Below are 25811 nucleotides of genomic sequence, written 5' to 3' on the forward strand. Positions count from 1 at the left end.
AGCCCTATGCTATTTTTTCATACGAAACTTTACACTATCAATATTCTCATTTTATTTAATGATTCCTCATATTCCTTTTCTGGATCAGAATCATATACAATTCCTCCACCTGCTTGCAAAAATGCTGTTTTATCTTTAATAACCATAGTTCTAATTGCTATACTCATATCCATATTTCCACCATAAGAAAAATATCCTACAGCTCCTGCATAAATACCTCTTTTTCTATTTTCAAGCTCCTCAATTATTTCCATAGCTCTTATTTTAGGAGCACCACTTACTGTTCCTGCTGGCATTGTACTTATTAATGCATATATAGAATCCACTCCCTTTTTTAGCTTTCCTGATACTTTAGAAGTCATATGCATTACATGTGAAAATCTTTCTATATTCATAAATTCTTCTACCTTTACTGAGCCCACTTCACTTATTTTTCCTATATCATTTCTACCTAAATCAACTAACATAACATGCTCAGCTCTTTCTTTTTCATCATTAATTAGTTCTTCTTCTAATGCCTTATCTTCTTCCTCATCTCTTCCTCTTCTTCTTGTACCTGCAATAGGATTTGTGGTTACAATTCCATCTCTTACTGAAACTAAACTTTCTGGTGATGAGCCAACTATCTCAAAATCACCATTATCTATATAAAACATATATGAGCTTGGATTATTTTCTCTTAGTCTTCTATAAACTTCTACTCCACTTTTATTTGTTTTACATGTTACCTGCTGAGAAAAAACCACTTGAAAAATATCACCATTTCTTATATATTCTTTGCATTTTTCAACCTTTTCTATATACTCTTTTCTTGTATAATTTGATATAAATTCTATTTCTTCATGTTCATTTTCTTGAAAATCCTCTGTTTCCATCTTGCAACTACAAATTTCATGATATAAATCATATATTTCTCTTTTAATTTGTTCATAACTTCTACAATCATCTTTTTCAATATTTTTTACTATACTTACTTTATGAGTAAAGTGATCATAGCAGATATAATCTTTATACACTGTAAATAAACAATCTTTTACTGCTAATTTATCTTCATTTTTATATTTTAAAGTTGGTTCGTATTTGCCTATTAGGTTATAAGCTATATATCCTATAACTCCACCTTTAAATGGAAGTGGATTGGAACTTTCATCAAAATCTCTTTTTATTTCTTCATTTACTTCTTCCAATGAAGTAAGCTCTGTCATTTTATCTCCACATCCTATATAAGAATATCTTGCAAAATTACTTCCTTTTGTTCCACTTTCAAAAATAAACTTTCTATTTCCTTTTAATGTATTAAATATGCCTATTGGAGTTAATAAATCCCCTCTAAACTCCTTAATAAATGAAAATGATTTTCCACTTTTCTTTCTAAATCTAAACTCAACTTCTTTCATCTTTAAATCTCCCCTTAAAATACTGCTTAATGCTAAGTTATAAATAATAAATTATTAGCTAAAAATTTATTTGAAGCTTATATCTAATTCATCACTGATAATTCTCAAATCATGATTAAAAGTACAAAAGTGGCTGACGCCACGCTTCAGCGAAGGAAGCAACTTTTGTTAGCCAACCAAAAGGTTCTAAAAGAAAAATAAGTCCTTACAAAAATTTAATTAATTTATTTTTCTTTTACGGTTCTTTTGGGGCACTATAATTTTCTTTTTAACGCATTATTAACGACGTATATAAGAAATGAATAATCTATTAGTATTCCCTATACTGAAAAATTTTATACTTTCCTAAGCGTTAAAAAAAGAGCCACTTCTATCCCTGTATGGGACGAAATGACTCGTGGTGCCACCCAAATTTATATACTTAGTTACCTTATAATTATGAATTATGAGTGATGAATGATGAATTGTGGAATAAACTCACAGAGTTTAGAAAAAATATGTTTCTTAGAAATTCTTTTAGTTTCAACATTAATTCATAATTCTTAATTAAAAAATGGTATTTTGCCCTAATAGGACGAAATACCATTACTTCGCTATGCCACCTAAGTATAACTCTTTACCAGATACAGACTTTTTCCATAATAAAAACGTCGATATCCTGTCCTTTTAACGGTAGACTTACCGAAAACCACTACTTAGATAATGATGAATTATGAATGCTGAGTGATGAGTTGAGGAATAAACTCCTTCTGGAGTTTAAAAAATATTAATTTTAAGAAACTCTTTGAGTTTCCTCCTTAATTCATCATTTATAATTCTTAATTCATAATTCTGTTCATGATTTCATCTCCAAGGCCCATTCACTAGCTGCTACAGTATTTGGCTTTCACCATCCCAAAATCGCTTTAACTAAACTCAACTAGCTACTCTTCTTATCATAGACTTTATCTTTAATAATATTATATGCTTAATATCCAATATTTGTCAATTAATTTAAAAATATTTTTAATAGCTTGTCCACTTATTTAGATGTTTTTTATATTTCTCATACCATTGAAGATTCCATCCATTATCTATACATAAATCATATAATTCATCTTCATCATTTATTTCTTTTCTTGTTATTTTATCATGAGTTTCTTTATTTACTATTAATCCATTTTCAATATTATCACTATATTCTTGGTACATAGATACACTTCTTATATGAGAAAACTCACAAGTTCGTATATCTATATTTTTTCCTGTTAATTCATCTTCTTTTATATTATATTTTTTTATTCTTTTAGATTTTAGCTTTCTTTTTTGAGCTTTTAAATAATTATCAAACTCTAATCTTACTAGCTTAACATCATTGCTAGTATTTATTAAGTTATAATATTCGTTAACTATAGGTAAATATTTGTTATTACCTTTTTCTTCCATAAATTTATTTATAAATGATATAAATACAAACCCTCTAATATATTGTTTTCCATTGATACTTATTTCATATTCTTTCGGAACAGATTGTAAATAATATCTTGCATCTGCTTTTGTTTTAACTCGTAAAAGAGAATGAATACTCTCTTCTTCAATCCATATCCATCCTCTTTTATCTAATATAGCTTTATCAAAAGCGTTTTTAATGGCCTTAACAGTACGATTGTTTAAATTTTGTGCTCTTTCAGGCTCCTTATAGTGAACATCTTTAAGATAACTTTTTACCAAAATAAGAGCTTTACTATCATCCATTACCAATCATCTTATTATAAATGCTTGTAAGTTCAGCCATTGCCTCTACTGCCCTGGCATCCCTGTTAGTATCTGGATGAATTTTTCTTACTATATCATAATACCACCTTCTGGCAGCTTCCTTATTTCTATAATGAGTCCTATTAATATTTAATTTTCTCATTCTTGTTTCTCCTTCTAACTCAAGGAGATAATAAATATATTTTGTACTTTCATTAAGAAAATACTTTTTATCATTACATCCTATAGATTGTCCATTGTTTTCTGCAACTACTAATCCTATTTTTTTTAAATATTGAATTTTATCAAAAACACCTTTCCAGCTGTTACTTCCCATTTTTATAAAACTATCTATCTTCTGCTTCCCAATTATTTCTCTAATGTCCTTATTAATCATTGATTTAACAGTCTTTAATTTTCCTAAAGTCTTCAAGTCCTCAGGAGAGCTTGCTTCATACCATCTCATAAAATCACCTTTTAATATTAATACTCCTACTTCTATATATTAACGCTATTATAAAAACATAACTAAAATATTCCACTTTAAAGAATGAAGAATTAAAAATTAAGAATTAAAAATGAAAAATTAAATAAGCACATTCATTTTTAATTCTTCATTTTACATTCTACATTTTCAATTGGCGACTTAATTAAGTGCATCAGCGAAGCGATATGCACTGATTAACTATAAAGGGCTTACTTTAATATATTGATTTTTTACTGCATTAGGCAATAAATATGATTTTGAATCCTTCTCACTTTCTCTACTTTCTATAGCTTCATCATCTGTTTCCACACTATCTTTATATTGAATAAGTAAATTTGTTTCTTTTTCATTGGACTCTGTTTTAGATGCCTTCACTGCTCTAAATTGATCTATGCTTAAAACAATTAAAAATCCTATAAAAGTAACTATAGTAATATAAGTTATAATAGTTATTAATTTCTTTACCATAACACAGCACCACCTTTATACTTCATATTATTATTTATATGCCAATAATATTATTACTATCTTAAGTATTTCCATAATTATTACTATAAATTCTTATAATTTTTTTTATTTGATAAAACTATATATAAAATACTTATGGAGGTATATTAATGTTAAAAAAACATTTTAAAATTTTATGTATAATCACCTTATTATCATCATTTGTAAAACAGTCTGCCATTGCTTCAACTATGTATCCTAATGCTTTTGATAATATATTTGAAAAATTAGATAATTTTTTTCATTCTGATGGAGGTCATAAAGAAATAAATGTGCCTGAAGAAGAATTTTTAGAAAATCAATATTTACAAGACTATTATGATGAAGATGAAAAATACTTAGAAAGACCAGAAGCACAACAATTTTATAAAGATTATTTAGATTCTGAACGTTAAAAAGGATGTATTTGCATACACCCTTTTTCATCACCTTATAATTTTTTACATATATTACAATTATCTATTATCTCTCTTCTATTTCATATAAAGTTTTATTGCTTGGTAACATTTCCTCTAAACTTTCTTTAGTAAATACTTTTAATTCATGTAAAGCTCTAGTACATACTGTATAGAATAAGTTCTTATTGCTTTCATTTAAATATTCTTCACCATCTGCCACTATTACCCCATCAAATTCAAGACCTTTAGATAAATAAGAGGAAATTACATTTACTCCTATTTTAAACTCAGAAATCTCAGTATCAATGAGATTAATTTCAGCTAAAACTTCTTTAAGCTTGTGATAAACATCATTGGTTATAGCTTTTGTCTTACATATAACAGCTATAGATTTATAGCCTTTTTCTTGCATGGTTTCAATAGTCTTGGCCACCTCAACTATTCTATTTTTTGTGATTATAACCTTAGGATTATCTCCACTTCTTTCTACTGCTTCTATTGGCTCATGTGTATCCAGTAGCTCTCTTGTAAAATTAGTTATATTTGCTGTTGAACGATAACTTTTTGATAACACTTCAATTTTTATATCATTAAATATTTCTGTTATTGCATTTCTATTCTTAACATTTGAATGTTCATCTATTCTTTGATTTAAATCTCCCATAATTGTTATTGCTGCATTCTTAAATGATTTTCTAATAAGTTCATATAATAATGGACTATAATCTTGTGCTTCATCTATTAAGATATGCTTAACATTCTTATAGTTTCTGAAACCTTCCATGGCTGCTCTTATATATAGCATAGGTGTTATATCTTCATATTTTACTTCTCTATTATTTAAATATCCTAACGTTATTTCTTTTACCTTACTTAAATCATCATTACAATAATTTTCAATATTACTCCATAATAATTTATATATTTCTACAGTATTAAATGTTACTACCATATTATCTATTTGAGCATTAATTTCTGTCTTACAATGTTCATAAAAGTTTTCTTTATCTTCTACATATTCAAAATCATAATCTCCTGAATCGCTATTTAAAAACCTATTCTCAACTTGTGAAAAAATACTTTGTTTAACTACATCAAGCCTATTTAATAAAGGTATATCATTAAATCTCTTTAAGAATGTATTAGCAACACTCTTAACTGGAATAATCTGCTTACCATCTATAAATATTGGTTTACATTTCACCAACTTTTCTGGTAAATCTCTGCAGAAACTTTCGATAATCTCCATAAATTTCATGCTATTTTTATATTCCATGGCTAAAACTCTATTGGCTAATTCTTGATCACCACTATATAAATAATCTAAATGCTCCGCCTTATTTTCAAAATAATAATCTGCTGGTAAAGACTTTTTTGCATATGCATCAAAAGTAGTCTGCAGAACATTATTTTCTCCAAGCTCAGGTAATACATCACTGATATATTCAGCAAACACTTCATTAGGACTGAAAATCAATATATTATCTGCTTGAAGATTTTTTCTATGCTTATATAAAAGATATGCTGCCCTATGAAGAGCTATGGATGTTTTTCCTGAACCTGCTGCACCTTGAATAAATAAAGTTTTTGCATCATCATTCCTAATAATATCATTTTGTTCTTTTTGTATTGTAGCTACTATATTCTTCATTTTATCTGTAGCATTTCTATCTAACATTGCTGTTAAAGATTCATCGCATAAAGCTGCTCCTGAATCATGAGTAAAAACAATTTTTGAATTCTTAATATTAAATTGTCTACTAAATTCAATATCACCTTCTATTTTTCCTATAGGTGCATTATAAAATGCTGGACCTACTTCAAAATCATAAAACATATTTGCCACAGGTGAACGCCAATCAAAAACATAAAAATCAAAATTATCTTTATCCTCAACACTAGCAAGCCCTATATAAAAACTATCTCCTTCTTCACCTTTTTCTTTAAAATCCAATCTAGCAAAATAAGGAGATTTTAATTGTCTTTCTAAGCTTTTTAATTTATTTAATTTATTAGCATAAGTCTTTTCTTCTAAAGCAATTTGACTACAATTTTCTAAAACTTCAAATTCATCAAATTCATTTCTATTATCCCATAAAAATTTTCTTTGTTTTCTTATTTCTTTATCCTGTTCAGTACTTAATCCACCAAATTCCTCTATAAGTTCATTAATAGCCTTGATGGTTGTTTGTAAATACTTTTCTTCCTCTTGTTGACTTCTACCAATATACATATTTTTTTCTCCTCTGTATTTAATAATCAGTTTATTATTATACTTGATTGCTTTCTATAAAATCAACATTGAACACTACTTTTATCTCTTGAAAAAACAATTTTTAATAATATTGGTGTAAATATACTTGTAAATACCACCATTATTATAATTGGAGCTAAAAAATAACTACTTATTAACCCTAAAGTTAATCCTTTGCTGGCAATAATAAGTGTTACTTCACCTCTAGTAACCATGCCGCTACCAATCTGTATTGATTCCATATTATTATATCCACATAACTTAGCACCTAAACCACATCCTATAATCTTTGTAAGAACAGCTACTATAATTAACGCTATAGTAACCATTACTATTTCTCCATTTAAATATGGTAGCTTTACATTTAACCCAACACTAGCAAAAAATACTGGTGATAATAATATATATGATAATGTTTCAAATCTCTTTGTTATATATATAGTTTCCTTATTGGATGAAAGTACAAGTCCTGCTATATATGCACCAGTTATATCGGCAACACCAAAAAACTTTTCTGCACTAAATGATAGTAATAAACATATTACAAAAGATACTATAACAAATCTCCTTTTATCAATGTCATATTTATCCACCCATTTATTAAATAATTTATAAGTGATAATTCCTACAATCACACTAAATATAAAAAATGCTACTATTTTTACAACAACCATTACTACACTTACAGATGAATCAGCTAAACTTGTAATAACCGTTAAAACCAACATTCCTAAAACATCATCAATAATGGCTGCTCCTACAATTATATTTCCTACAGAAGTGGATACTTTTCCAAGCTCCCGTAAAGTTTCTACTGTTATACTAACAGATGTCGCTGTTAAAACAGAGCCTATAAATATATTTTGCACAAAGATATTTACATTGCCTACCTTTCCATCATTGATGCAATATGCTAATATTGTGCCTCCAATTAAAGGTATTATTACTCCCATTGTTGCTACTATAAATGAAGTCTTTCCACTTTTCTTAAATTCACTTAAATTGCTTTCTAGACCTGCAGTAAATAATAATACTATAACTCCCACTTCTGCTAGTTGCTTAATAAAATCTGTTTCATCTATTACATTAAATACCGCAGGCCCTAATATTAAACCAGCCAATAATGCTCCAACCACCTGTGGTAATTTAAATCTCTTAGTAACCAAAGATAAAACTTTTGTACTCAGTAAAATAAGTGCAAGATCTAATAAATATCCATATGACATATATCATTACCTCCTATATAACTTTGTCTTACATAAATTTTACCATTTATTAATAATAAAAAGTCATAGAAACATACTTGATTTTTTCCTATGACTTGTCACATTTATTAATTATTTATTTTTATTATCCAACTTCCACATTCTTTTTTAATATTTTCCTTAGCTAATATAGCTGAAATAACAGCATATCCATCAATATTGCATTTTTTAACATAATCTATGTTATCTAAGTTTAAGCCGCCTATTGCTGCTACTGGCAAATTTACTTTCTCTTTAATCTCTTTTAAGGTATCTAATGATACTCTTTTAGCATCAAGCTTTGTTTTAGTACCAAAAATATCTCCTACCCCTAGATAGTCTGCTCCATCTACCTTGGCCCTTTCAGCTTCTTCCATCGTCCTACAAGAAACACCAATTATTTTTCCTGGCATCAACTTCCTTGCTTCCTTTGCTGGAATATCACTTTGCCCAAGATGCACTCCATCAGCATCACAAAGCATTGCTATATCTATTCTATCATTTATGATAAATTTAACACCATACTTCCTAGTAAGCTCTCTAAGGTTCATAGCTTTTTCTAAAAATTCTTTACCATCAGCTTCTTTTTCCCTTAACTGCAACATGGTAACTCCACCCTTTAAAGCCTCTTCTATACAATGATAAAAATCACGGCCCTTTAATATATCACTATCAGTAATTAAATACAGTTTTAGCTCTTCCATAACTCCCCCTTATTTGAATGTAAAATGTAGAATTAAAAATGAAAAATTAAGGATAGAATTTCTGTGAAATTCTTTTAAATATATATTTTTAATTTTTCATTCCTCAATTCATCATTCATAATTCATCACTTACTAAGCTCTTGCGTGTTTCTTTAGTCTGTCAAATGGTAAAATGGCTAGTATTACAATGCAAAGAATTCCTTCAACACCTGCTGTTGAACCATTATATACTAATGAATATAACACCGCTCCCATATTTTCTGGTGCAAAGGCTCCAAAGAAAACAACACCTGATAAGAATTTTGAAAATACATTAAGAGCTACCGCCATTAAAGGTCCACATATTCTTTTCATTTTTGTATCACTTCCAAAAGTACCCGCTAATCCTAACGCCATTGTTGGGAAGATATAATCTAGTAAAAATTGCACTGGATGAATTACATAAGGCCCATCTAATAGTGATAATAATCCAAATACAAGCCCTGCAGTTACCCCTGCTGTCTTACCATAAAGTAATGAAAAAAGCATTACTGGCAACATTGAAAACAGTGCAATACCTCCACCTTGTGGATATCTAATTATTTGAATAAGACTTAATATAAAAGAAATTGCCGCTATTAATGAAGCCATTACCATCTCCTTAGTATTCATCCTATTATTTTTTAAATCAATTACATATGATATCACTATAATCGCTGAAATTATTCCTAAAAATATTATCATCTTTATTCCCCCTACTTATTGTTTTTCTTCTATCTTTATTATTCTTGAATTTTCTTCAAGTAACTTCTTATTTAATTTATATATATTATCCATTAATTTAATTTTAAAGGTTCCCAAAGGAGTATCACCTTTATCTGCTAACTCTCCTGCAATACCCATAACAAGCATTGCCATAACAGTGGCTTCCAATCTATTTTCTCCTGTTCCTAAAAAACTTCCTATTAAACTACCAGTCATACATCCAGTACCTGTTATTCCTTTTAACTTCGCTGTTCCATTTTCAATTCTCAATACATTTTTCCCATCAGATATATAATCGTTAACTCCTGTAGCAACTACTACACATTCTAATCTTTTGGCAGCTTTCTTCACTATTTGGATTATATCTTCTCCATCATCAAGAGAGTCTACACCTTTTCCTTTAACATCTAGACCACATATATATTTAATTTCTGCTACATTTCCCTTAACCACATCAAACTTAACTTCATTTAAAAGTTTATTAACAAATTCACTTCTTGTCTTTGTTGCAAAAACTCCCACTGGGTCAAAAATCACAGGTTTATTATATTTATTAGCTGCTTTTCCAGCTTGTACAAACAAATCTAGTCTTGATGAATTCATAGTTCCTATATTGATAACTACTGCTGAAGAAATGCCTATTACCTCTTCTACTTCTTCATAACTATAGCTCATAAGAGGACTAGCTCCCAGTGCTAAAGTCACATTTGCACAATCATTTATTGTTACTTCATTAGTATAATGTACTACCAGTGGATTTATTTCCTTAACCTTGTTTATTAACTCATACATATCTTAACTCCCCCAATGCTTTATCTTTCTTATTTACTGAATATTAACCCTTCAAATTTATAAAAATGATGAACTGGACCCACTCCATGTCCAATATCAAAGCTATGCTCAATAGCTTCAGTAATATACTTCTTACTCAATTCTACAGCTTCTTTAATACCATATCCTAATGCAAGATAAGCTGTTATTGCTGATGATATTGTGCAGCCAGTACCATGGGTATTTTTTCTATTTATCCGCTTTGTTTCAAATACTTCAAAAATATTCTCACCCATTAATACATCTACTGCTTCACCATCTAAATGACCACCTTTCACCAGCACAAATTTAGGCCCCAGCTCAAATATTTTTTTCCCGGCTACTTTCATATCTGTAACAGAATTAATCTTTATCCCTGTAATTTCTTCTGCTTCAGGAACATTAGGCGTTACTAAATAAGCCATAGGTATTAGATATTTTATTAAATTTTCCTTTGCTTCAGACTTTAATAATGAATATCCACTTTTAGAAATCATCACTGGATCAACTACCAAAAAACTTGGATTATATTTCTTCATGGTATTTACTATATCCACTATTATTTCTGGACTAGACACCATACCTATTTTCACAGCTGCTGGCTCAATATCATCAAAAATCGCTTTTATTTGACTTTTTATTATTTCACCACTTAACTCCTCAACAGCAAAGACACCTTCTGTATTTTGTGCTGTTACTGCCGTAATAACACTCATGCCATATGTACCAATAGCACTAAATGTTTTTAAATCTGCTTGAATTCCTGCACCTCCTGAAGAATCAGATCCTGCAATAGTCAATGTTGGTACTCTGTAATTTCTCAAAATTATTCCCCCTCCCATTAAGTTAATTACAAATTATCAACGATAAATATAAAAAAAAGCTGCACTCTTATCCAGAGTACAGCTATTGAATATGAATAATTAATCTACTTAAATAAAAATAGTTTCATTTTAATTCATCATTAATAATTCGTCATTGATTTACGCTTTCCTCCGCTGGCATTATCCAGTTCAGGTACAAGGGTTGATTATGTTATATCTCTCAGCTTTTTATAGCACCCCTAGCAAATTATATATATTATTGTCCTTTTTATTGTAAACTTATATTTATTTTTTTACAATACCTTATTTTTTAAATTTAATTCTTCCTCTGCTTGAAAAAAATATCTCCAATCAATCCAAAGCTTTGCCTTATTTTTACTTACTAATAAAGTACCTACTGAACCAGTAAAACCTAAATTTAATTACTATTTTAAAATAAAAAAATAAAATGTAAAGCTCCTTAGATAACTTACATTTTATTTTTCAATTCCTCTATTTCTCTTTCCAAAGCTAAGATTTTATCATTTAATTGATTTATAATATCTTCTTCATATTTTCCATTATGACTTTGTTTTCTTTCTTTATGAGATTTCTTTTTATTTTTCTTCTTAACAATTTGTTCATAACCATCAGAAGTTGAAGGTTCTGCTGTAAACGGGTTGGATATATTTCGATAGTCTGGACTATAGTACCTTCCTGGCCCTGCTTGTGAATACTGTTGCTGAGCATTAAACATTACTATTACCTGGGCAATTAACTGTACCCAATTTCCAAAAGCATTGGCTACATTTGTAGGCATATTACCTGATAATATACTGCCAACCACTTCTCCTAAAACAGTAATAAGCATTGGATCTATATCTTGAAAACCAAACGGAATATCTAAATCACAATATTTATACTCATTAGAATTTGCACCACCAGTTGGATCTATTTTACACTTATTATTGAATTTATTTTTATTATTCTTTTTACTATCATATTGGTCTTTAACTCTATCATCAATAATATCTGCATCCCAAGCCATATCTTCTCCATAATTATTATTGCTATTACCATATTACGTATAATTAAACTTAGGTGTTCATATTATCTACCAAAGTCTTTTCTAAAGAAGTTACTCTTGTTTTTAATTTTTCTATCTGCTCTTTCAATTCTTCCATAAGACTTTCTAATCTTTCACAGCCATTGATATTGCTCTTTTCTGAACTATTCCTAATATTTTCACTATCATTACAATCACTATTGGAATTTTCCTTGGAATCGCAACTACAAAAAGGATTATTTACATTTTTATATCTTAAGTCATAATAACGTCCTGGTCCATTTTGAAAGTATTGCTGTTGTGCTCCATAAGTTTCTATTGCTTGTCCCACTAAATTAAGCCAATTAGATATAGCCACAGCTACATTAAAAGGTACATTTCCAGCTATAATATTACCAATCAACTCACCAATAGTTATAAAAACTATGGGATTTATATCTTGAAACCCTCCAGGAATATCTAAATTTAGATTAGCACAACAATTACTATTACCTCCCCCTGAAGGATCTACCTCAGGAATATTATTTGACATATCATCTTCGTTTTTTACATATCCATTTCTCTTAAGCATTTCATATATTTCATTTAAATCATACATATTCATTTTTCATTCTAAAACTTCACGTAAAATTAATATATTAATATTTTATGCTTTATTTTTATTTTAGTAACATCTTATTATTCCTTTTCATAATATATATTATAACACTAAGCAAAAGTTATACTCCTATCTTTCGGCATAAAGCTAAGCCTCATAGTAAATCTACTACGAGGCTTTTTTTTACTTAAAAATCACTTCCTGCTAAATATCCTGTTGAAAATGCCATTTGAAGATTATATCCTCCTGTTTCAGCATCTATATCAATTACTTCTCCAGCAAAATATAAATTATTTATTAATTTTGATTCCATGGTAGAAGCATTAATTTCCTTTACTTTAACTCCACCTGACGTTACCTGTGCAGCTTTTATAGTTAAAGTTTCCCTTGCTGTAAGCTTCATTTCTTTTATATACTCAATTATCTTAATTTCATCTTCCTTTTTCAAGTCACTGGCTTTAACTTCTACTAAGTTAAGCATTTCAAATATCTGCTTCAAGAAATTTTGTGGCAAAATTCCCTTTAAATTATTTAAAACGAACCTATTACTGTTACTTCTAATTATCTGTGCAAGTTCCTCCTTTGACCTATCTTTAAGAAAATCTAAAATGACTTCAACTTCACCATCAGCTAAAGCTTTATTTAAGTATGAAGAAATTTTTAATACTGCTGGACCTGATATTCCAAAGTGAGTAAATATCATATCTCCTTCTTTTTCAAACTTCTTCTTTTTAAATTTTGCCTGTATATGTACATCCTTCATAGCTATCCCTTGAAGATTTTTAACAAATTCCTCCTTTATGACAAGTGGAATTAAAGCTGGATAAATAGGTGTTATTGTATGACCATATTTCTTAATAACCTCATACATACTTCCATCTGAACCAGTTGTTGGAAAACTTTTCCCTCCTGTTGTAACTATCACTTTATCTCCATTAATAGACTTACCTGTGTCAAGTATCACACCTTTTACTACATTATCTTTCACAATTAAATCTTCAACCTTTGTATTATACAATATATTAACATTGTTCTCTCTTAACTCATTTTCAAATAAAGATATTACTTCATCTGCTTTATCGCTCTTTGTATATACCTTTTCATCATATTCCACCTTATATTCTAGTCCTTTTTCACTTAAGTACTCCAGTAGTTGATAGTTTGAAAAAGTGTATAAAGCACTATATAAAAATTTATTATTAGTTACTATTTTACTAAAGAACTCTTCAATATCTCTGTTATTAGTGATATTACATCTTCCACCACCAGTAAGCTTTAACTTCTTACCTATTTCATTATTTCTTTCTATTAAGATAACTTCATTATTTTTAGCTGCCGTTATAGCTGCCATAATACCTGCTGGCCCACCTCCTATAACAATAACCTTTGCCATTTTGACTACACCTCACTACCAATAATTTGTTTATTTTCTTATTATAACAGAAAACATATTATGTATATATAAAAAAATAAGAAATAGCCAATAAGCTATTTCTATCTACAACAATTATCCATGCATTCTTGTAGTGCATCACTTAAGCCATTTGTCAACTGACAATTTTGATTCATTAAGAAGCAATAAATACTTTGATTACTCCACCAATATAAAAATAATATTACATAAATCAAATTTATAAACTGCGATCCATAACATAGTAATATATTAAAAAAATCACAATAAGTAAATTGATTATTGGGATTATTGGCATTACTTAGTAAAGCATCAGCTAAGTCATCCAAAGGCAAACCATTTATTATGCTATCCAAAGTACTACCGCTATTGCAGTTACTATCAAAATTATAATAATCCAAATTATTCATGTCTCATCCTATAATATTGCTATATAAATATTTTATGATTTTTAATTTAATAAGTTCTCTTTTTAGCAATATTTTAACATTTTCTTAGCTCCATTATATGCTGCAATAAAATATCCACCATATATTATAATCATTATAATCATTGTTACTATAATATAATTCATTATAGATCCATCACCAAAAACAGAAACTATATCTGAAGAAATCTTTAATCCTAAAATTGAATGTACTATAGCAAGTGATAAAGGAATCATAAAATAAATTGCTATTTGTACTAAAATAGATCTATTAATCATCTCTTCATCTACACCAATTTTTCTAAGTAATGCATATCTGTCTATATTATCTGCTGCTTCTGATAACTGCTGTAATGCTAATACTGCTGCTGATGCTATTAAAAATACACTTCCAATATAAATAGCAAGATAAGAAATCATTGTGCCAAATCCAGCTGAATTAGCTAATAAATCTTTCTTTGTAAGATAATCTACATATACAGAGTCATCAATATTATTTTCTCTAAATTTGCTAGCTAAATATTCATCACCTTCACTATTTTTATAATTAATATTTAAATATGAATTATATGGTTCCACTCCATTTAAAACTTCATCATTAACTATAAAAGTACATAAATTATTTTCTAGCATTTGATTATAAGTAGTCACTTCTATAGACTCTATTTGTGCTGGTAATAATTTTTCTCCGTTTACAACTATTTCAGTATTGTTTTTAGTAGCTTCCATTATATACTTTTTAAAATCTTTTACATCGCTACATACCATATATTTATCATCTGCTAATTTAACTTGTTCTTTTCCTATCATTTCCATAACACTGTTAAACTCTGAAACCTTCATTACTGGTATGTTTTCATTTGAAAATACAGGATAATACTTTTTAGTTTTATTTATAGCCTCTTTAGTAAGAAAATCTCTATAACTATAATCATTATCATATAACTTATACTCTGAATAACTGTTGGCAATACTATCTAAATCTATTCCTTTATTCATAAGTTCTTCTTTTATATCTAACCCTTGATAATTCCAAAAAGTAGCATCAAATTGACTCGAATATTTCAAACCTTGGTTTATTGATTTATTTATTCCAAGGCCACCTGATAATGTGCATATAGAAACAAAAAGCATTAAGCATATAAAAGTCATGGAAATAAAGGTTGTATTTATCTTGCTGTTAATTTGTCTTAAGATAAACATATTTAAATTTTTAAAATATTTATTTTTATTACTTTGCATTACTTTTAATAAAAAACCTGAAAGAGCAAAGAAAAATAAAAATGTTCCTAAGGCTCCCATAGCTACGATGATAAATAATGATGATGTAATAATGGCAACACCCATTTTTAACACATAATAATATGCTCCACCTAATAAAGTAATACTTATTATAAAGATAACAACTGATAGCCAAAGATTTCTTACTTTGATATCTTGATTTTTCTTTGCAGCATTTAACAAATCAATTAATTTAACTTTTCTAATAACATTAGAATTAAATAATAAAACTATCAAGTATATTATTGCAAAACATACCAATGTTTTTATAAATGCACTTTTTGAAAAAACAAATTTAAATCTTACAATATCCACTTGGAATAACTTGGCTGTAAATATTGATAACCCTTGTGATAACAATGTTCCTACCACTAAGCCTACAATTAAAGAGAGAATACCTATACATAATGTTTCAATAAATAATATTTTTGAAAGAGTTCCTTTTTCCATCCCTAAAGTCATATATATTCCAAATTCTTTTTTTCTTCTTTTTATTAAATAATTGCTGGCATAAATAATTAAGAATCCTAAGATAGCAGAAATAAATACCGATGCTACGCTCATAACTACATTGACCATTTCGAAGGCATTTTTTTCAGCCTCACTTAAGTTCATCATAATTGTTTGTGATTCTATGGAGTTAAATGTGTAAAATATCGCTACCCCAAATACTAATGTTAAAAAGTAAATTGAATAATCCTTAAAACTTCTTTTTATATTTCTTATTGCAAGTTTAGCATACATCTCTCACATCTCCTCCTAGAAGTGTAATTACATCTATGATCCTATCAAAGAACTTGTTTCTGCTATCATTACCTTTTATAAGTTCATTAAATATCTTTCCATCTTTAATAAACAGTATCCTGTCAGCATAACTAGCAGTAAAAGCATCATGAGTTACCATCATAATTGTTGCATTTAAATCCTTGTTTAACTTTTCCATACTTTCTAATAATACCTTTGCTGATTTTGAATCTAATGCTCCTGTAGGTTCATCTGCTAATATAAGTGATGGATTAGTTATTATTGCTCTTGCAGCTGCAACTCTCTGCTTTTGTCCACCTGACATTTCATATGGATATTTATTTAAAATATCTTTAATATTTAATTTATCTGCAATATTTGTTATTCTCTTATTAATTTCTCCATAATTAATCTTACATATAGTTAAAGCTAATGCTATATTTTCATAAGCTGTTAATGTATCTAAAAGATTAAAATCTTGAAAAATAAATCCTAACTCTTCTCTTCTAAACTTTGCTATTTTTTTTGACGAAAGTTTTGTTATATCATTATTATTTATATATATATGACCACTACTAGCTTTATCTATAGTTGAAATGCAGTTAAGGAGCGTTGTCTTTCCACTGCCTGATGCTCCCATAATACCTACAAACTCTCCTTTATTCACAGTAAAGCTTATATTATTAATTGCTTTAGTAATATTGCCATTCTTACCATAGTATTTTTCAATATTACTTACCCTTAATATTTCATTACTCATTTCTCTAACCTCCAGTATTTACTATACTCATATAATATCGTTAATTCATCATGGTATCCATAGAACTATGTAACAATAACCTTACACTTTTGTAACATAAGCTCATAGATTACCAACAATCTTATGAATTATGAGTGACTGAATAAATCTCCAGAGTTTATAATTAATATTAATCTTCCGCTAAATTATAGTTATTAATAGGAAATACTATTGTTACTTCTGTTCCTACTCCTAACTTTGATTTAATACTTATGCCTAAACCTAGTTTTAAACATAATTTCTTACATAAATATAAGCCCATACCTGTTGAGTTATTATATTTTCTACCATTTTCCCCAGTATAGCCTTTTTCAAATACTTTTTCTATTGACTTTTCACTTATTCCAATACCATTATCTAAAATTTTTAAAATAATATTCTTATCTTTTTCTAAACACCTAATCTTTATATACTTTTCATCCTTATCCATATATTTCACTGAATTAGAAATTATTTGTTGCAAGATAAATTCAATCCATTTGCTATCGCAATAGACCTTTTTTTCTATATCTTCTAGTTGAATCTTAACTCTTTTTTCAATAAGTATGTTTGCATTTTTTCTTATAACTGAATTTATACTATTTTTTAATGGTATTTTCTTGATTATATAATCCCTCTCTACTGTACTGCTTCTAGCATAAAATAATACTTGTTCTATAAAACCTTCTACTTTTTCAATTTCCTCCAAGACACTTTTATTAATATATCCTTCATCATTTTCTAAAATAAGCCTAGCAGATGCTATAGGTGTCTTTATTTCATGTACCCATGTTTCAATATACTCTTTATAATCATTAATATTCCTTTTTAAATCTGCTACTTCATCCTTCATGGATTTAGTACATTCCTCCAGTACAGAATAAATAATATTACTCTCAATAAAATCTCCTGACTCTAATATTTCTGCTATAAAATACTTTTTATCTAGCCCATCTAAATTCTTAAATAAATTATCATAATATTTTTTCCTATTAAAATAATCATAAATATAACAGCTAAATACTCCTATAAGATTTAATATGCTGATAAATACTATTGTATATGTATCTACTTTTAATGCTTTTAAAATAACAACACCTGAAAGAGTCATTACAATATTAATAACCATAAAAACAAATTTTTCTTTAATATATTCAATTAATTTCATACTAATATATAACCTTGTCCTCTCTTAGTTGTAAGCATATTATTGGCTCCAATTTCCTCCATCTTTTTTCTTAGCCTATTTATATTAACTGTTAAAGTATTATCATCTACAAACTCATCATTTTGCCATAAATACTTCATAAGTTCACTACGAGAAACTATTTTTCCTTTATTCTTTATTAAAGTGTAAAGAATCCTACTTTCATTTTTAGTAAGGTCACTTTTATTACCTTCATATTCCATTTCACTGGTGGAAAGGTTATATCTTAATCCATTATATTCATATATCTCCATACTATTATTTCCATAAACTCTTCTTATGATTGATTCTATTCTTGCCAATAAAATGGCTGCATTATATGGCTTAGTAATAAAATCATCGGCTCCAAGATTCATGCTTATAAGCTCATCCATTTCAGTATCCCTGCTAGTTACAACTATGATAGGTACATTGGACTGCTTTCTTATTTCCTTGCATATATAATATCCATCAAAAACAGGTAGATTTATATCTAATAGTATTATTTTTGGGTTTTCTTCCAAAGCTATGTCCACTATATTTTCAAAGTCAAAGGAAGTAGCTACTTCATAACCATATCTTTTTAAAAAGCTACCTAACTGTTCATTTATCTTTACATCATCTTCAATAATAAAAACTTTATTCATATATAAGTCACCTCTCAATAAATTATATCCATATTTTACATAAAAATAATAGTGCCATATTAATTTTTATTAATATAGCACATAAAATTTATCTATTATCTATTTTTTCAGGATATAAATCATGATTTGCTAATCTGTTAAAAGCAACCTCTTCCCACCTTGTTCCTGGCTTTCCATAGTTGCAATATGGATCTATGGAAATTCCACCTCTTGGTGTAAACTTTCCCCATACCTCTATATACTTAGGTTCCATAAGCTTTATTAAATCCTTCATTATTATATTCATACAATCCTCATGGAAATCACCATGATTTCTAAAGGTAAATAAATATAACTTTAATGATTTACTTTCAACCATGTATTTATCAGGTACGTATGATATGTAGATAGTTGCAAAATCTGGTTGACCAGTTATTGGACAAAGGCTTGTAAACTCTGGACAATTAAACTTTACAAAATAATCATTATCTGGATGTTTATTTTCAAATCTTTCTAATATTTTAGGATTATAATCATATTCATATTTAGTATTTTGATTTCCAAGTAAAGTTATTTCCTTCATAAATTAAATCTCCTTAATCTTACTGCTAAGTATTTTTATTATAATTACTCCTAATATACCTGGTATAACTTGTCCTACACATAAGCTAAATGCCATAGCTTTATAAGGTATTCCTAATAAATATGATAACCAAGTAGCTACCCCTAGTCCCGGCACAAATATTATTGGAATTGCTGCTAAATTTATATTTAGCTTATACTTTCTTATAAGAACAATAAGGAATGATGTTGTTATTCCAACTAATCCTCCACCTAGCATATCTAAGACTCCTAAACCTCCCATTATTGTGTTAGATATTATATTTGCAATACCTAATGGTAAAACTAGAAAAGGGAAGATGTATGATAAAGAATATATTGTTGTGGCAATCCTTATTTGAAATTGCCCAAAAGCAAAAGATTGTGTACAAAACATTATAACTACATAAAGAGCAATTACTAATGCTGATAATGTTAACCTTTTTGTTGAATTAATTTTTATATTATTTTCCATGAAAATCACCTCCAAAGCATAAAAAAAGGGCATAAAAATGCCCTATTGTTTTAGAATATAATCTTCACTTCCTAGTTTTGTTTATAGACAGGAGGGTCACGAACTGTCTTATTAAATTTACATAATTGAGAATATCATACATTTTACCTAAAATCAACTATTTTTACAATCTTATCCTTTAAGTTCTTCTTGCATAATTTCATCTAACAACGCTGGATAATTAGTAATAATCCCATCTACCTTAGCTGCAATAAGTAGCCTCATATATAGAGGTAAATCAACTGTATATACATTAATCTTTAAATTATTGGCATGGACTTCCTTTATTAACTCTGCTGAAACCAGTCTTAAATCTGGATGAATTGCATCAGCCTTTAACTCCTTAGCAACTTTAACTATATTTTCTATAGGCTCATAATATAATAATCCTGTTTTAATTTCTCCATCTATTTGCTTACATAACTTTATAGAGTCTGGATTAAAGCTTGAGATAATTACTCTTTCTTTCATTTCATAATCTTCAATCATATTTATTACATCTTGTTCAATTCCTGCATAATGTATCATATCTGTCTTTAATTCGATATTTAAAATCACATCACTATTCCTTATTAAGTTTAATACTTCTTCTAAAGTTGGAATCCCTGTTCCTTGCACTCCTTCAAACAAAGCTCTTCTAGTTTGAAGTTCTTTAAGCTCCCTTAAAGTAAAATCCTTTACCAACCCTTTTCCTTTAAAGGTTCTCTCAACCTCTTCATCATGAATAACAACTATCTTATTATCCTTTGTTTTCTGAACATCAAGTTCAATTCCTGATGCTCCACACTTTATTCCTTCTTCAAAAGCAAGCAATGTATTTTCTGGATAATCAGAACTTGCTCCTCTATGGGCAAAATTTATCATTATACATAAGCCTCCTATTTCTTACTCAATATAATTCATATTCTTATTTCCATAAACTAATACATTATTTTAATTATAATATTCTTAGAATTTATAGTACATATTTAACCATTTCACACAAAATTCCTATAATACCTACTCCGCATAAAAAACCAGTAAATACTCTTCTTCTAAAAATATAAAAAAGAAGCTTCCTTAAGAAAGCTCCTTTTTCAACTCATCATTCATAATTCATTATTATCACAGCAGTGCTTTACTTGTTATATATCCCCCAAAGATAAATACTAAATTCCATATGGCTATACCAAAAGTAGAGTAAATTGTAAATTCAACTATATCTTCCTTAACAGTTCCTGAAATCAAAGAAACTATAGTCCGTACAACTGGCAAAAGCCTACAAACAAACACACCTTTACTACCAAATCTTTTACTAAAATCAAAAGCTTTATCAATGGAACCCTTTGCTTTAGGAAATTTTTTCTTTATCCATTCTAATAAAGGATTTCCTACATAATATCCTACATAATATAGTGATATACTACCTAAGACACCAGCTAAAACAGATATTATAAACATTCCAAAAAAGCTATATTCATTATTGGCAATAAGTACTCCTATGGCTGGTAGTATTACTCCACCTGGCAACCCAGGAAGATTTAAATACTCTAGATACACTATAAAAAACAAAAATATTATTCCGTACTTTAATATGTATTCAACAACTAAATTAACATTATTTATCATAAACTTACCTCATAATCATTCTTAAAACGAATATACTTAATTTTATATTTCTATTATATATTAGATATGGTTACCTTTTCTATATATTATACTCTAAAGCTTTTTACTATAGTGATATAGTTATTTATCGTATAAATAACTATATCACTATATATCTTATTATCTGTTAATTAAATTTATTGTTAAATAACCACTTAACATTAATACTAAATTCCATATCCCAATACCAATTGATGAAAATATTAAAAACTCTATTAAACTTTCCTTTACACTTCCACATACTAAAGATACCAATGTTCGCACTCCAGGAATAAATCTGCATAAAAGTACACCATTACTACCATATTTATTTGTATACATTAAAATTTTATCTATTATTTCCTTGGTTTTAGGAAACTTATTCTTTACCCAATTAATCATAGGATTCCCTATGAAATATCCTAAATAATACAACGTCAAACTTCCTAATATTGCAGCTACTAACGTTAGTATAAACACGTAAATAAAACTATATTCATACTTGGCTACAAAAACCCCTATGGCTGGCATTAAAATTGATGATGCTAAACCTGGAAAATTTAATTGTTCTAAAAATAAAAGCAAAAATATAACTGCTGTTCCATACTTTAATATATATTGGATTATTATTTGAGAATTATTCATATATCATTTTCCTTTCTTCATTACTATTTGCTTATATCATAATTCTTTTAAAGTATTACATCATTAATAATATTTACTACTTTTTACCATATTATTACTTATGAATTAAATCACGCTATATTTTTTACAAAATAATTGAAAATAATTATCACTTATTCTATTTTCCCTTTTTCTTTTTTAAATATAGTAATATAATAACTATATATTCGATAATAAGGAGATAATGAAATGACTTTAAACAGAAATGACCACTGCTGGTGTGGTAGTAATAAAAAATATAAACAATGTCACTTACAATTTGACGAAAAAATAGCACACCATCAAAGAAATGGTGCTGAAGTTCCTCCAAGAGAAATTATAAAAACTCCAGCACAAATTGAAGGTATAAAAGCTAGTGCTAAAATAAATACTGCAGTTTTAGACCTAGTTGCTAAAAATATTAAAGCAGGAATGTCTACAGCTGAAATAGATAAACTTGTTCATGACTTTACTGTATCTCAAGGAGCTATACCTGCTCCTTTAAACTATCAAGGTTTCCCAAAAAGCTGCTGTACATCAATTAACGATGAAATATGTCACGGAATTCCTAGTGAAGATGTAATTCTTAAAGATGGAGATATAATAAATGTTGATGTTTCAACAATACTTAATGGTTACTTCTCAGATGCTTCAAGAATGTTCAAAATAGGTGCTGTACACCCTGAGCTTGATAAGTTAGTTAATGTTGCTAAGGAATGTCTAGATTGTGGTTTAAAGGCTGCTAAGCCATGGGGATTCATGGGTGATATTGCTGAAGCTGTTCAAAAACATGCTGAATCCAATGGCTACTCTGTAGTTAGAGAATTTGGTGGACACGGAATAGGCTTACAATTCCACGAAGATCCTTTTGTTTCTCATGTTGGTAAAGCAGGAACAGGTATGCTTCTAGTACCAGGAATGACTTTTACTATTGAACCAATGATTAATATGGGAGCTCCAGATTTATTTATCGATGCAGATAATGATTGGACTGCATTAACAGCAGATGGATACCCATCTGCTCAATGGGAATATACAATATTAATCACTGAAGATGGTGCTGAAATATTAACTTACTAATTTTATTAACTAAGTAATTATTTAAAGTATAAAAAATAAGTTGTAGATTATTTTAAACCTACAACTTATTTTCTATAGTTCCTTTACTAATTCTCCATTTTTAGCACTTACTGCTTTTATCACTCTGCATATGGCATATCCTAAAAATACCACTGAATAAACTGCTATATTTAAAATATAACTACTATCCATGCTTACTTTAGGAACAAACATCAGCATTACATGTACTATTAGTTTAATTGCCATTTACTTTTAATATTTTTTCTGATATAATATTATTCCTTTATACAATAATATATATTGGTGTTATTGTATATAATTTATTTAAATTTGAAAGGTTTAGGTGAACTAAATGATAAGTGATAGAGAGTTAATTGTAAAAGCATTTGAAGCTCAAAACTTTTGTTACACTCCATATTCAAACTTCAATGTAGGTGCTGCACTACTTGGCACTAATGGAAAGGTTTATCAAGGATGTAATATTGAAAATGCTGCCTTTTCTCCAACAAACTGTGCTGAAAGAACTGCTTTCTTTAAAGCTGTTTCAGAAGGACAACAAGATTTCTCAGCTATTGTTATTGTAGGAAACAAAGCTGATGTTAAAATGGGCGAAGGTGATTATTGCGCTCCATGTGGTGTGTGTAGACAAGTAATGGCCGAATTCTGCAATCCAGAAACTTTTAGAGTTATCTTAGCTAAAAGTCCTGATGATTACAAAGAATTCTTATTAAAAGAATTATTACCTTTAGGTTTCACTAGTAAAGACTTTAAATAATTCTAATTTAATAGTAAAAGTTTTAAAAGATTAGTGTTGCAGCACTAATCTTTTAAAAACATATTATATCAAGCTAATTTAAAAATTTCAATATTTTTTACAAATTATTTTTTTCAGTTAATCTTAACATTTCCTCTACTTCATTTTTAGAAATAAATCTATATTTTCCATACTCAATACCATCTAATGTTATATTCATAATTCTCACTCTTTCAAGCTTTACTACATTATAGCCAAAAACTTTGCTCATTCTCCTTATCTGTTTATTTAATCCTTGAGTGAGAATAATTTTAAAAGTATTATTGTCCATTCTAAACACCTTACATGATCTAGTGACTTGTCCACATATTTCAACTCCACTGGACATACCTTTAATAAATTCTTCATCAAATTCCCTATCTAAAGTTACAATATACTCTTTTTCGTGTTCATTTTCTGATTCTAAAATCTTATTAGCTAAAACACCATCATTGGTTAAAATAATAAGTCCTTGCGATGGCTTATCTAATCTTCCTACCGGAAAAATATACTCTGGATAATTCATATATTCTATAATATTACCCTTCACAGTCTTTTCTGCTGTACATGTTATCCCCACAGGCTTATTAAGTGCTATATATATCTTTTCTCTGGCAGAAACCGGCTCATCATCAATAAGTATTTCATCACTTTCCTCCACCCATTGACCTGGTATAGATAAAATACCATTAACCTTGACTCTTCCATCTTCTATATATCTTGCAGCTTCTTTTCTTGAACATATTCCTAAATTGCTTAATAATTTATTAATTCTCACTATATCACCTAATTCTATCATTTGTATAATATCTAAATTATACCATACTTAATCTTTAACATATCTAAAACCCTATATTTTATCAAAAGTGCGAATTCCTTTATAATTTTTTAATTATTTATAAGACTTCTAATCCTTATTACATCATTAGTTATTATATTATCCACCCCTAAATAAATAGCTCTCTGACCTTCCTCTTCATTATTTACTGTCCAAACAAACATCTCCTTACCAAGTTTATGAACTCTTTCTACAACTCTTTCATTTAATCCTTCATAGGCTATAGAAATAGCATCAATTTCATCAATATTAAAATCTTCTGCTAAACTTCTAGTAATATATCCTATTTTTATATTACTATTATAATTTCTAACCTTTAGCAATACTCCATAATTACTGGAGGTTATTATTACTTCTTCCTCCATATTGCATTTTTCTATTAATTCCGCTACAAGCTTAGATATTAACTCTTCATCGTTATTTACCTTTAAATCAATATTTATCTTTGACTTTCCTCTTATAACTTTTAGTGCCTTTTCTAAAGTAACAATTTTATCA

At 28.2% G+C, this 25811-nt stretch carries 28 protein-coding genes and 1 riboswitch; of the genes, 3 read left to right on the forward strand and 25 right to left on the reverse strand.

Features of this window, described 5'->3' with window-relative positions; translation table 11 throughout:
- Nucleotides 1-29: 29 nt before the first annotated feature.
- From trpE to Q5O29_RS04790, 4 genes are all read right to left on the reverse strand, one after another.
- Nucleotides 30-1397, reverse strand: coding sequence for an anthranilate synthase component I (gene trpE / locus Q5O29_RS04775; RefSeq protein WP_022211855.1), 1368 nt, complete (start codon nucleotides 1395-1397; stop codon nucleotides 30-32).
- A gap of 1005 nt (nucleotides 1398-2402) precedes the next feature.
- Nucleotides 2403-3131 carry a hypothetical protein gene (locus Q5O29_RS04780; RefSeq protein WP_022168433.1) on the reverse strand — a complete coding sequence of 243 codons (729 nt, stop codon included), beginning with the start codon at nucleotides 3129-3131 and terminating at the stop codon, nucleotides 2403-2405.
- On the reverse strand, nucleotides 3124-3597 hold the full coding sequence (locus Q5O29_RS04785) for a hypothetical protein (protein ID WP_022211856.1): 474 nt from the start codon (nucleotides 3595-3597) through the stop codon (nucleotides 3124-3126). Before Q5O29_RS04785 ends, Q5O29_RS04780 begins: the two co-directional genes overlap by 8 nt.
- A gap of 219 nt (nucleotides 3598-3816) precedes the next feature.
- Nucleotides 3817-4086, reverse strand: coding sequence for a hypothetical protein (locus Q5O29_RS04790; RefSeq protein ID WP_022168431.1), 270 nt, complete (start codon nucleotides 4084-4086; stop codon nucleotides 3817-3819).
- Nucleotides 4087-4235: 149 nt separating this feature from the next.
- On the opposite strand from Q5O29_RS04790, the gene Q5O29_RS04795 reads away from it, so the two are divergent.
- Nucleotides 4236-4520, forward strand: coding sequence for a hypothetical protein (locus tag Q5O29_RS04795; protein ID WP_022211857.1), 285 nt, complete (start codon nucleotides 4236-4238; stop codon nucleotides 4518-4520).
- Between the two features lie 67 nt (nucleotides 4521-4587).
- Here Q5O29_RS04795 and Q5O29_RS04800 read toward each other — a convergent pair whose 3' ends face one another.
- The 18 genes from Q5O29_RS04800 to Q5O29_RS04885 form a co-directional block, all read right to left on the reverse strand.
- Nucleotides 4588-6756, reverse strand: a complete 2169-nt coding sequence (locus Q5O29_RS04800; RefSeq protein WP_022211858.1) for a UvrD-helicase domain-containing protein — start codon at nucleotides 6754-6756, stop codon at nucleotides 4588-4590.
- Nucleotides 6757-6818: 62 nt separating this feature from the next.
- Nucleotides 6819-8003 (reverse strand): cation:proton antiporter, encoded by a 1185-nt coding sequence (locus Q5O29_RS04805; protein ID WP_022211859.1) that lies wholly within the window; start codon nucleotides 8001-8003, stop codon nucleotides 6819-6821.
- A 107-nt stretch (nucleotides 8004-8110) separates the two neighbouring features.
- Nucleotides 8111-8725: a thiamine phosphate synthase gene (gene thiE / locus Q5O29_RS04810; RefSeq protein ID WP_022211860.1), complete on the reverse strand. Its 615-nt coding sequence runs from the start codon at nucleotides 8723-8725 to the stop codon at nucleotides 8111-8113.
- A gap of 132 nt (nucleotides 8726-8857) precedes the next feature.
- Entirely contained in the window at nucleotides 8858-9448 is a 591-nt protein-coding gene (gene thiT / locus Q5O29_RS04815; protein ID WP_022211861.1) for an energy-coupled thiamine transporter ThiT, read from the reverse strand.
- 15 nt (nucleotides 9449-9463) lie between these two features.
- On the reverse strand, nucleotides 9464-10261 hold the full coding sequence (gene thiM / locus Q5O29_RS04820) for a hydroxyethylthiazole kinase (RefSeq protein WP_022211862.1): 798 nt from the start codon (nucleotides 10259-10261) through the stop codon (nucleotides 9464-9466).
- A gap of 29 nt (nucleotides 10262-10290) precedes the next feature.
- Nucleotides 10291-11103, reverse strand: a complete 813-nt coding sequence (gene thiD / locus Q5O29_RS04825; protein WP_022211863.1) for a bifunctional hydroxymethylpyrimidine kinase/phosphomethylpyrimidine kinase — start codon at nucleotides 11101-11103, stop codon at nucleotides 10291-10293.
- 149 nt (nucleotides 11104-11252) lie between these two features.
- A riboswitch (TPP riboswitch) is annotated at nucleotides 11253-11354 on the reverse strand.
- Between the two features lie 218 nt (nucleotides 11355-11572).
- Entirely contained in the window at nucleotides 11573-12130 is a 558-nt protein-coding gene (locus tag Q5O29_RS04830; RefSeq protein ID WP_022211864.1) for a hypothetical protein, read from the reverse strand.
- Nucleotides 12131-12179: 49 nt separating this feature from the next.
- Nucleotides 12180-12752 carry a hypothetical protein gene (locus Q5O29_RS04835; protein ID WP_022211865.1) on the reverse strand — a complete coding sequence of 191 codons (573 nt, stop codon included), beginning with the start codon at nucleotides 12750-12752 and terminating at the stop codon, nucleotides 12180-12182.
- Between the two features lie 181 nt (nucleotides 12753-12933).
- Entirely contained in the window at nucleotides 12934-14139 is a 1206-nt protein-coding gene (locus Q5O29_RS04840; protein WP_022211866.1) for an NAD(P)/FAD-dependent oxidoreductase, read from the reverse strand.
- 490 nt (nucleotides 14140-14629) lie between these two features.
- The gene (locus tag Q5O29_RS04845) at nucleotides 14630-16609 is read right to left on the reverse strand and encodes an ABC transporter permease (RefSeq protein WP_022211868.1); all 1980 of its coding nucleotides are present in this window, start codon (nucleotides 16607-16609) and stop codon (nucleotides 14630-14632) included.
- Nucleotides 16599-17369 (reverse strand): ABC transporter ATP-binding protein, encoded by a 771-nt coding sequence (locus Q5O29_RS04850; RefSeq protein WP_022168413.1) that lies wholly within the window; start codon nucleotides 17367-17369, stop codon nucleotides 16599-16601. The genes Q5O29_RS04845 and Q5O29_RS04850 overlap by 11 nt, the downstream gene beginning before the upstream one ends.
- A gap of 169 nt (nucleotides 17370-17538) precedes the next feature.
- Entirely contained in the window at nucleotides 17539-18555 is a 1017-nt protein-coding gene (locus tag Q5O29_RS04855) for a HAMP domain-containing sensor histidine kinase (protein ID WP_022211869.1), read from the reverse strand.
- Nucleotides 18552-19220 (reverse strand): response regulator transcription factor, encoded by a 669-nt coding sequence (locus Q5O29_RS04860; RefSeq protein WP_022211870.1) that lies wholly within the window; start codon nucleotides 19218-19220, stop codon nucleotides 18552-18554. The genes Q5O29_RS04855 and Q5O29_RS04860 overlap by 4 nt, the downstream gene beginning before the upstream one ends.
- A gap of 88 nt (nucleotides 19221-19308) precedes the next feature.
- A complete protein-coding gene (queF, locus tag Q5O29_RS04865) occupies nucleotides 19309-19782 on the reverse strand; it encodes a preQ(1) synthase (protein WP_022211871.1) in 474 nt (157 codons plus the stop codon).
- A gap of 3 nt (nucleotides 19783-19785) precedes the next feature.
- The gene (locus Q5O29_RS04870; protein WP_022168409.1) at nucleotides 19786-20274 is read right to left on the reverse strand and encodes a QueT transporter family protein; all 489 of its coding nucleotides are present in this window, start codon (nucleotides 20272-20274) and stop codon (nucleotides 19786-19788) included.
- A 171-nt stretch (nucleotides 20275-20445) separates the two neighbouring features.
- Nucleotides 20446-21177, reverse strand: a complete 732-nt coding sequence (locus tag Q5O29_RS04875; protein WP_022211872.1) for a glycerophosphodiester phosphodiesterase — start codon at nucleotides 21175-21177, stop codon at nucleotides 20446-20448.
- A gap of 240 nt (nucleotides 21178-21417) precedes the next feature.
- On the reverse strand, nucleotides 21418-21921 hold the full coding sequence (locus Q5O29_RS04880) for a DedA family protein (RefSeq protein ID WP_022211873.1): 504 nt from the start codon (nucleotides 21919-21921) through the stop codon (nucleotides 21418-21420).
- 159 nt (nucleotides 21922-22080) lie between these two features.
- Nucleotides 22081-22584: a DedA family protein gene (locus Q5O29_RS04885; RefSeq protein ID WP_022211874.1), complete on the reverse strand. Its 504-nt coding sequence runs from the start codon at nucleotides 22582-22584 to the stop codon at nucleotides 22081-22083.
- 228 nt (nucleotides 22585-22812) lie between these two features.
- Here Q5O29_RS04885 and Q5O29_RS04890 point away from each other — a divergent pair, with 228 nt between their 5' ends.
- Nucleotides 22813-23682, forward strand: a complete 870-nt coding sequence (locus Q5O29_RS04890; RefSeq protein WP_022211875.1) for a methionyl aminopeptidase — start codon at nucleotides 22813-22815, stop codon at nucleotides 23680-23682.
- 72 nt (nucleotides 23683-23754) lie between these two features.
- Here Q5O29_RS04890 and Q5O29_RS04895 read toward each other — a convergent pair whose 3' ends face one another.
- Nucleotides 23755-23928 carry a hypothetical protein gene (locus tag Q5O29_RS04895; RefSeq protein ID WP_022211876.1) on the reverse strand — a complete coding sequence of 58 codons (174 nt, stop codon included), beginning with the start codon at nucleotides 23926-23928 and terminating at the stop codon, nucleotides 23755-23757.
- 106 nt (nucleotides 23929-24034) lie between these two features.
- Here Q5O29_RS04895 and Q5O29_RS04900 point away from each other — a divergent pair, with 106 nt between their 5' ends.
- Nucleotides 24035-24457, forward strand: a complete 423-nt coding sequence (locus Q5O29_RS04900; RefSeq protein WP_022211877.1) for a cytidine deaminase — start codon at nucleotides 24035-24037, stop codon at nucleotides 24455-24457.
- A 97-nt stretch (nucleotides 24458-24554) separates the two neighbouring features.
- Here Q5O29_RS04900 and Q5O29_RS04905 read toward each other — a convergent pair whose 3' ends face one another.
- Both Q5O29_RS04905 and Q5O29_RS04910 read right to left on the reverse strand, forming a co-directional pair.
- The gene (locus tag Q5O29_RS04905) at nucleotides 24555-25253 is read right to left on the reverse strand and encodes a pseudouridine synthase (RefSeq protein WP_186835415.1); all 699 of its coding nucleotides are present in this window, start codon (nucleotides 25251-25253) and stop codon (nucleotides 24555-24557) included.
- Between the two features lie 110 nt (nucleotides 25254-25363).
- A partial coding sequence (locus Q5O29_RS04910; protein ID WP_302631755.1) for a glycerophosphodiester phosphodiesterase occupies nucleotides 25364-25811 on the reverse strand: 448 nt, incomplete at its 5' end.

This window comes from Clostridium sp. CAG:265, assembly GCF_000436575.1.
In the GTDB taxonomy this organism is placed as follows: domain Bacteria; phylum Bacillota; class Clostridia; order Clostridiales; family Clostridiaceae; genus Clostridium; species Clostridium lentum.

Excerpts from the sequence above, each read along its gene's own strand:
- queF (WP_022211871.1), bottom strand. The coding sequence starts at position 19,782 with ATGAAGGAAATAACTTTACTTGGAAATCAAAATACTAAATATGAATAT.
- Q5O29_RS04860 (WP_022211870.1), bottom strand. The coding sequence starts at position 19,220 with ATGAATAAAGTTTTTATTATTGAAGATGATGTAAAGATAAATGAACAG.
- Q5O29_RS04900 (WP_022211877.1), top strand. The coding sequence starts at position 24,035 with ATGATAAGTGATAGAGAGTTAATTGTAAAAGCATTTGAAGCTCAAAAC.
- Q5O29_RS04870 (WP_022168409.1), bottom strand. The coding sequence starts at position 20,274 with ATGGAAAATAATATAAAAATTAATTCAACAAAAAGGTTAACATTATCA.
- Q5O29_RS04895 (WP_022211876.1), bottom strand. The coding sequence starts at position 23,928 with ATGGCAATTAAACTAATAGTACATGTAATGCTGATGTTTGTTCCTAAA.
- Q5O29_RS04830 (WP_022211864.1), bottom strand. The coding sequence starts at position 12,130 with ATGGCTTGGGATGCAGATATTATTGATGATAGAGTTAAAGACCAATAT.
- Q5O29_RS04790 (WP_022168431.1), bottom strand. The coding sequence starts at position 4,086 with ATGGTAAAGAAATTAATAACTATTATAACTTATATTACTATAGTTACT.
- Q5O29_RS04875 (WP_022211872.1), bottom strand. The coding sequence starts at position 21,177 with ATGATAAATTTTGCCCATAGAGGAGCAAGTTCTGATTATCCAGAAAAT.
- thiM (WP_022211862.1), bottom strand. The coding sequence starts at position 10,261 with ATGTATGAGTTAATAAACAAGGTTAAGGAAATAAATCCACTGGTAGTA.
- thiE (WP_022211860.1), bottom strand. The coding sequence starts at position 8,725 with ATGGAAGAGCTAAAACTGTATTTAATTACTGATAGTGATATATTAAAG.
- Q5O29_RS04805 (WP_022211859.1), bottom strand. The coding sequence starts at position 8,003 with ATGTCATATGGATATTTATTAGATCTTGCACTTATTTTACTGAGTACA.
- Q5O29_RS04835 (WP_022211865.1), bottom strand. The coding sequence starts at position 12,752 with ATGAATATGTATGATTTAAATGAAATATATGAAATGCTTAAGAGAAAT.
- Q5O29_RS04890 (WP_022211875.1), top strand. The coding sequence starts at position 22,813 with ATGACTTTAAACAGAAATGACCACTGCTGGTGTGGTAGTAATAAAAAA.
- Q5O29_RS04855 (WP_022211869.1), bottom strand. The coding sequence starts at position 18,555 with ATGAAATTAATTGAATATATTAAAGAAAAATTTGTTTTTATGGTTATT.
- Q5O29_RS04800 (WP_022211858.1), bottom strand. The coding sequence starts at position 6,756 with ATGTATATTGGTAGAAGTCAACAAGAGGAAGAAAAGTATTTACAAACA.
- Q5O29_RS04845 (WP_022211868.1), bottom strand. The coding sequence starts at position 16,609 with ATGTATGCTAAACTTGCAATAAGAAATATAAAAAGAAGTTTTAAGGAT.
- Q5O29_RS04785 (WP_022211856.1), bottom strand. The coding sequence starts at position 3,597 with ATGAGATGGTATGAAGCAAGCTCTCCTGAGGACTTGAAGACTTTAGGA.
- thiT (WP_022211861.1), bottom strand. The coding sequence starts at position 9,448 with ATGATAATATTTTTAGGAATAATTTCAGCGATTATAGTGATATCATAT.
- Q5O29_RS04850 (WP_022168413.1), bottom strand. The coding sequence starts at position 17,369 with ATGAGTAATGAAATATTAAGGGTAAGTAATATTGAAAAATACTATGGT.
- Q5O29_RS04780 (WP_022168433.1), bottom strand. The coding sequence starts at position 3,131 with ATGGATGATAGTAAAGCTCTTATTTTGGTAAAAAGTTATCTTAAAGAT.
- Q5O29_RS04795 (WP_022211857.1), top strand. The coding sequence starts at position 4,236 with ATGTTAAAAAAACATTTTAAAATTTTATGTATAATCACCTTATTATCA.
- Q5O29_RS04840 (WP_022211866.1), bottom strand. The coding sequence starts at position 14,139 with ATGGCAAAGGTTATTGTTATAGGAGGTGGGCCAGCAGGTATTATGGCA.
- trpE (WP_022211855.1), bottom strand. The coding sequence starts at position 1,397 with ATGAAAGAAGTTGAGTTTAGATTTAGAAAGAAAAGTGGAAAATCATTT.
- Q5O29_RS04885 (WP_022211874.1), bottom strand. The coding sequence starts at position 22,584 with ATGAATAATTCTCAAATAATAATCCAATATATATTAAAGTATGGAACA.
- Q5O29_RS04880 (WP_022211873.1), bottom strand. The coding sequence starts at position 21,921 with ATGATAAATAATGTTAATTTAGTTGTTGAATACATATTAAAGTACGGA.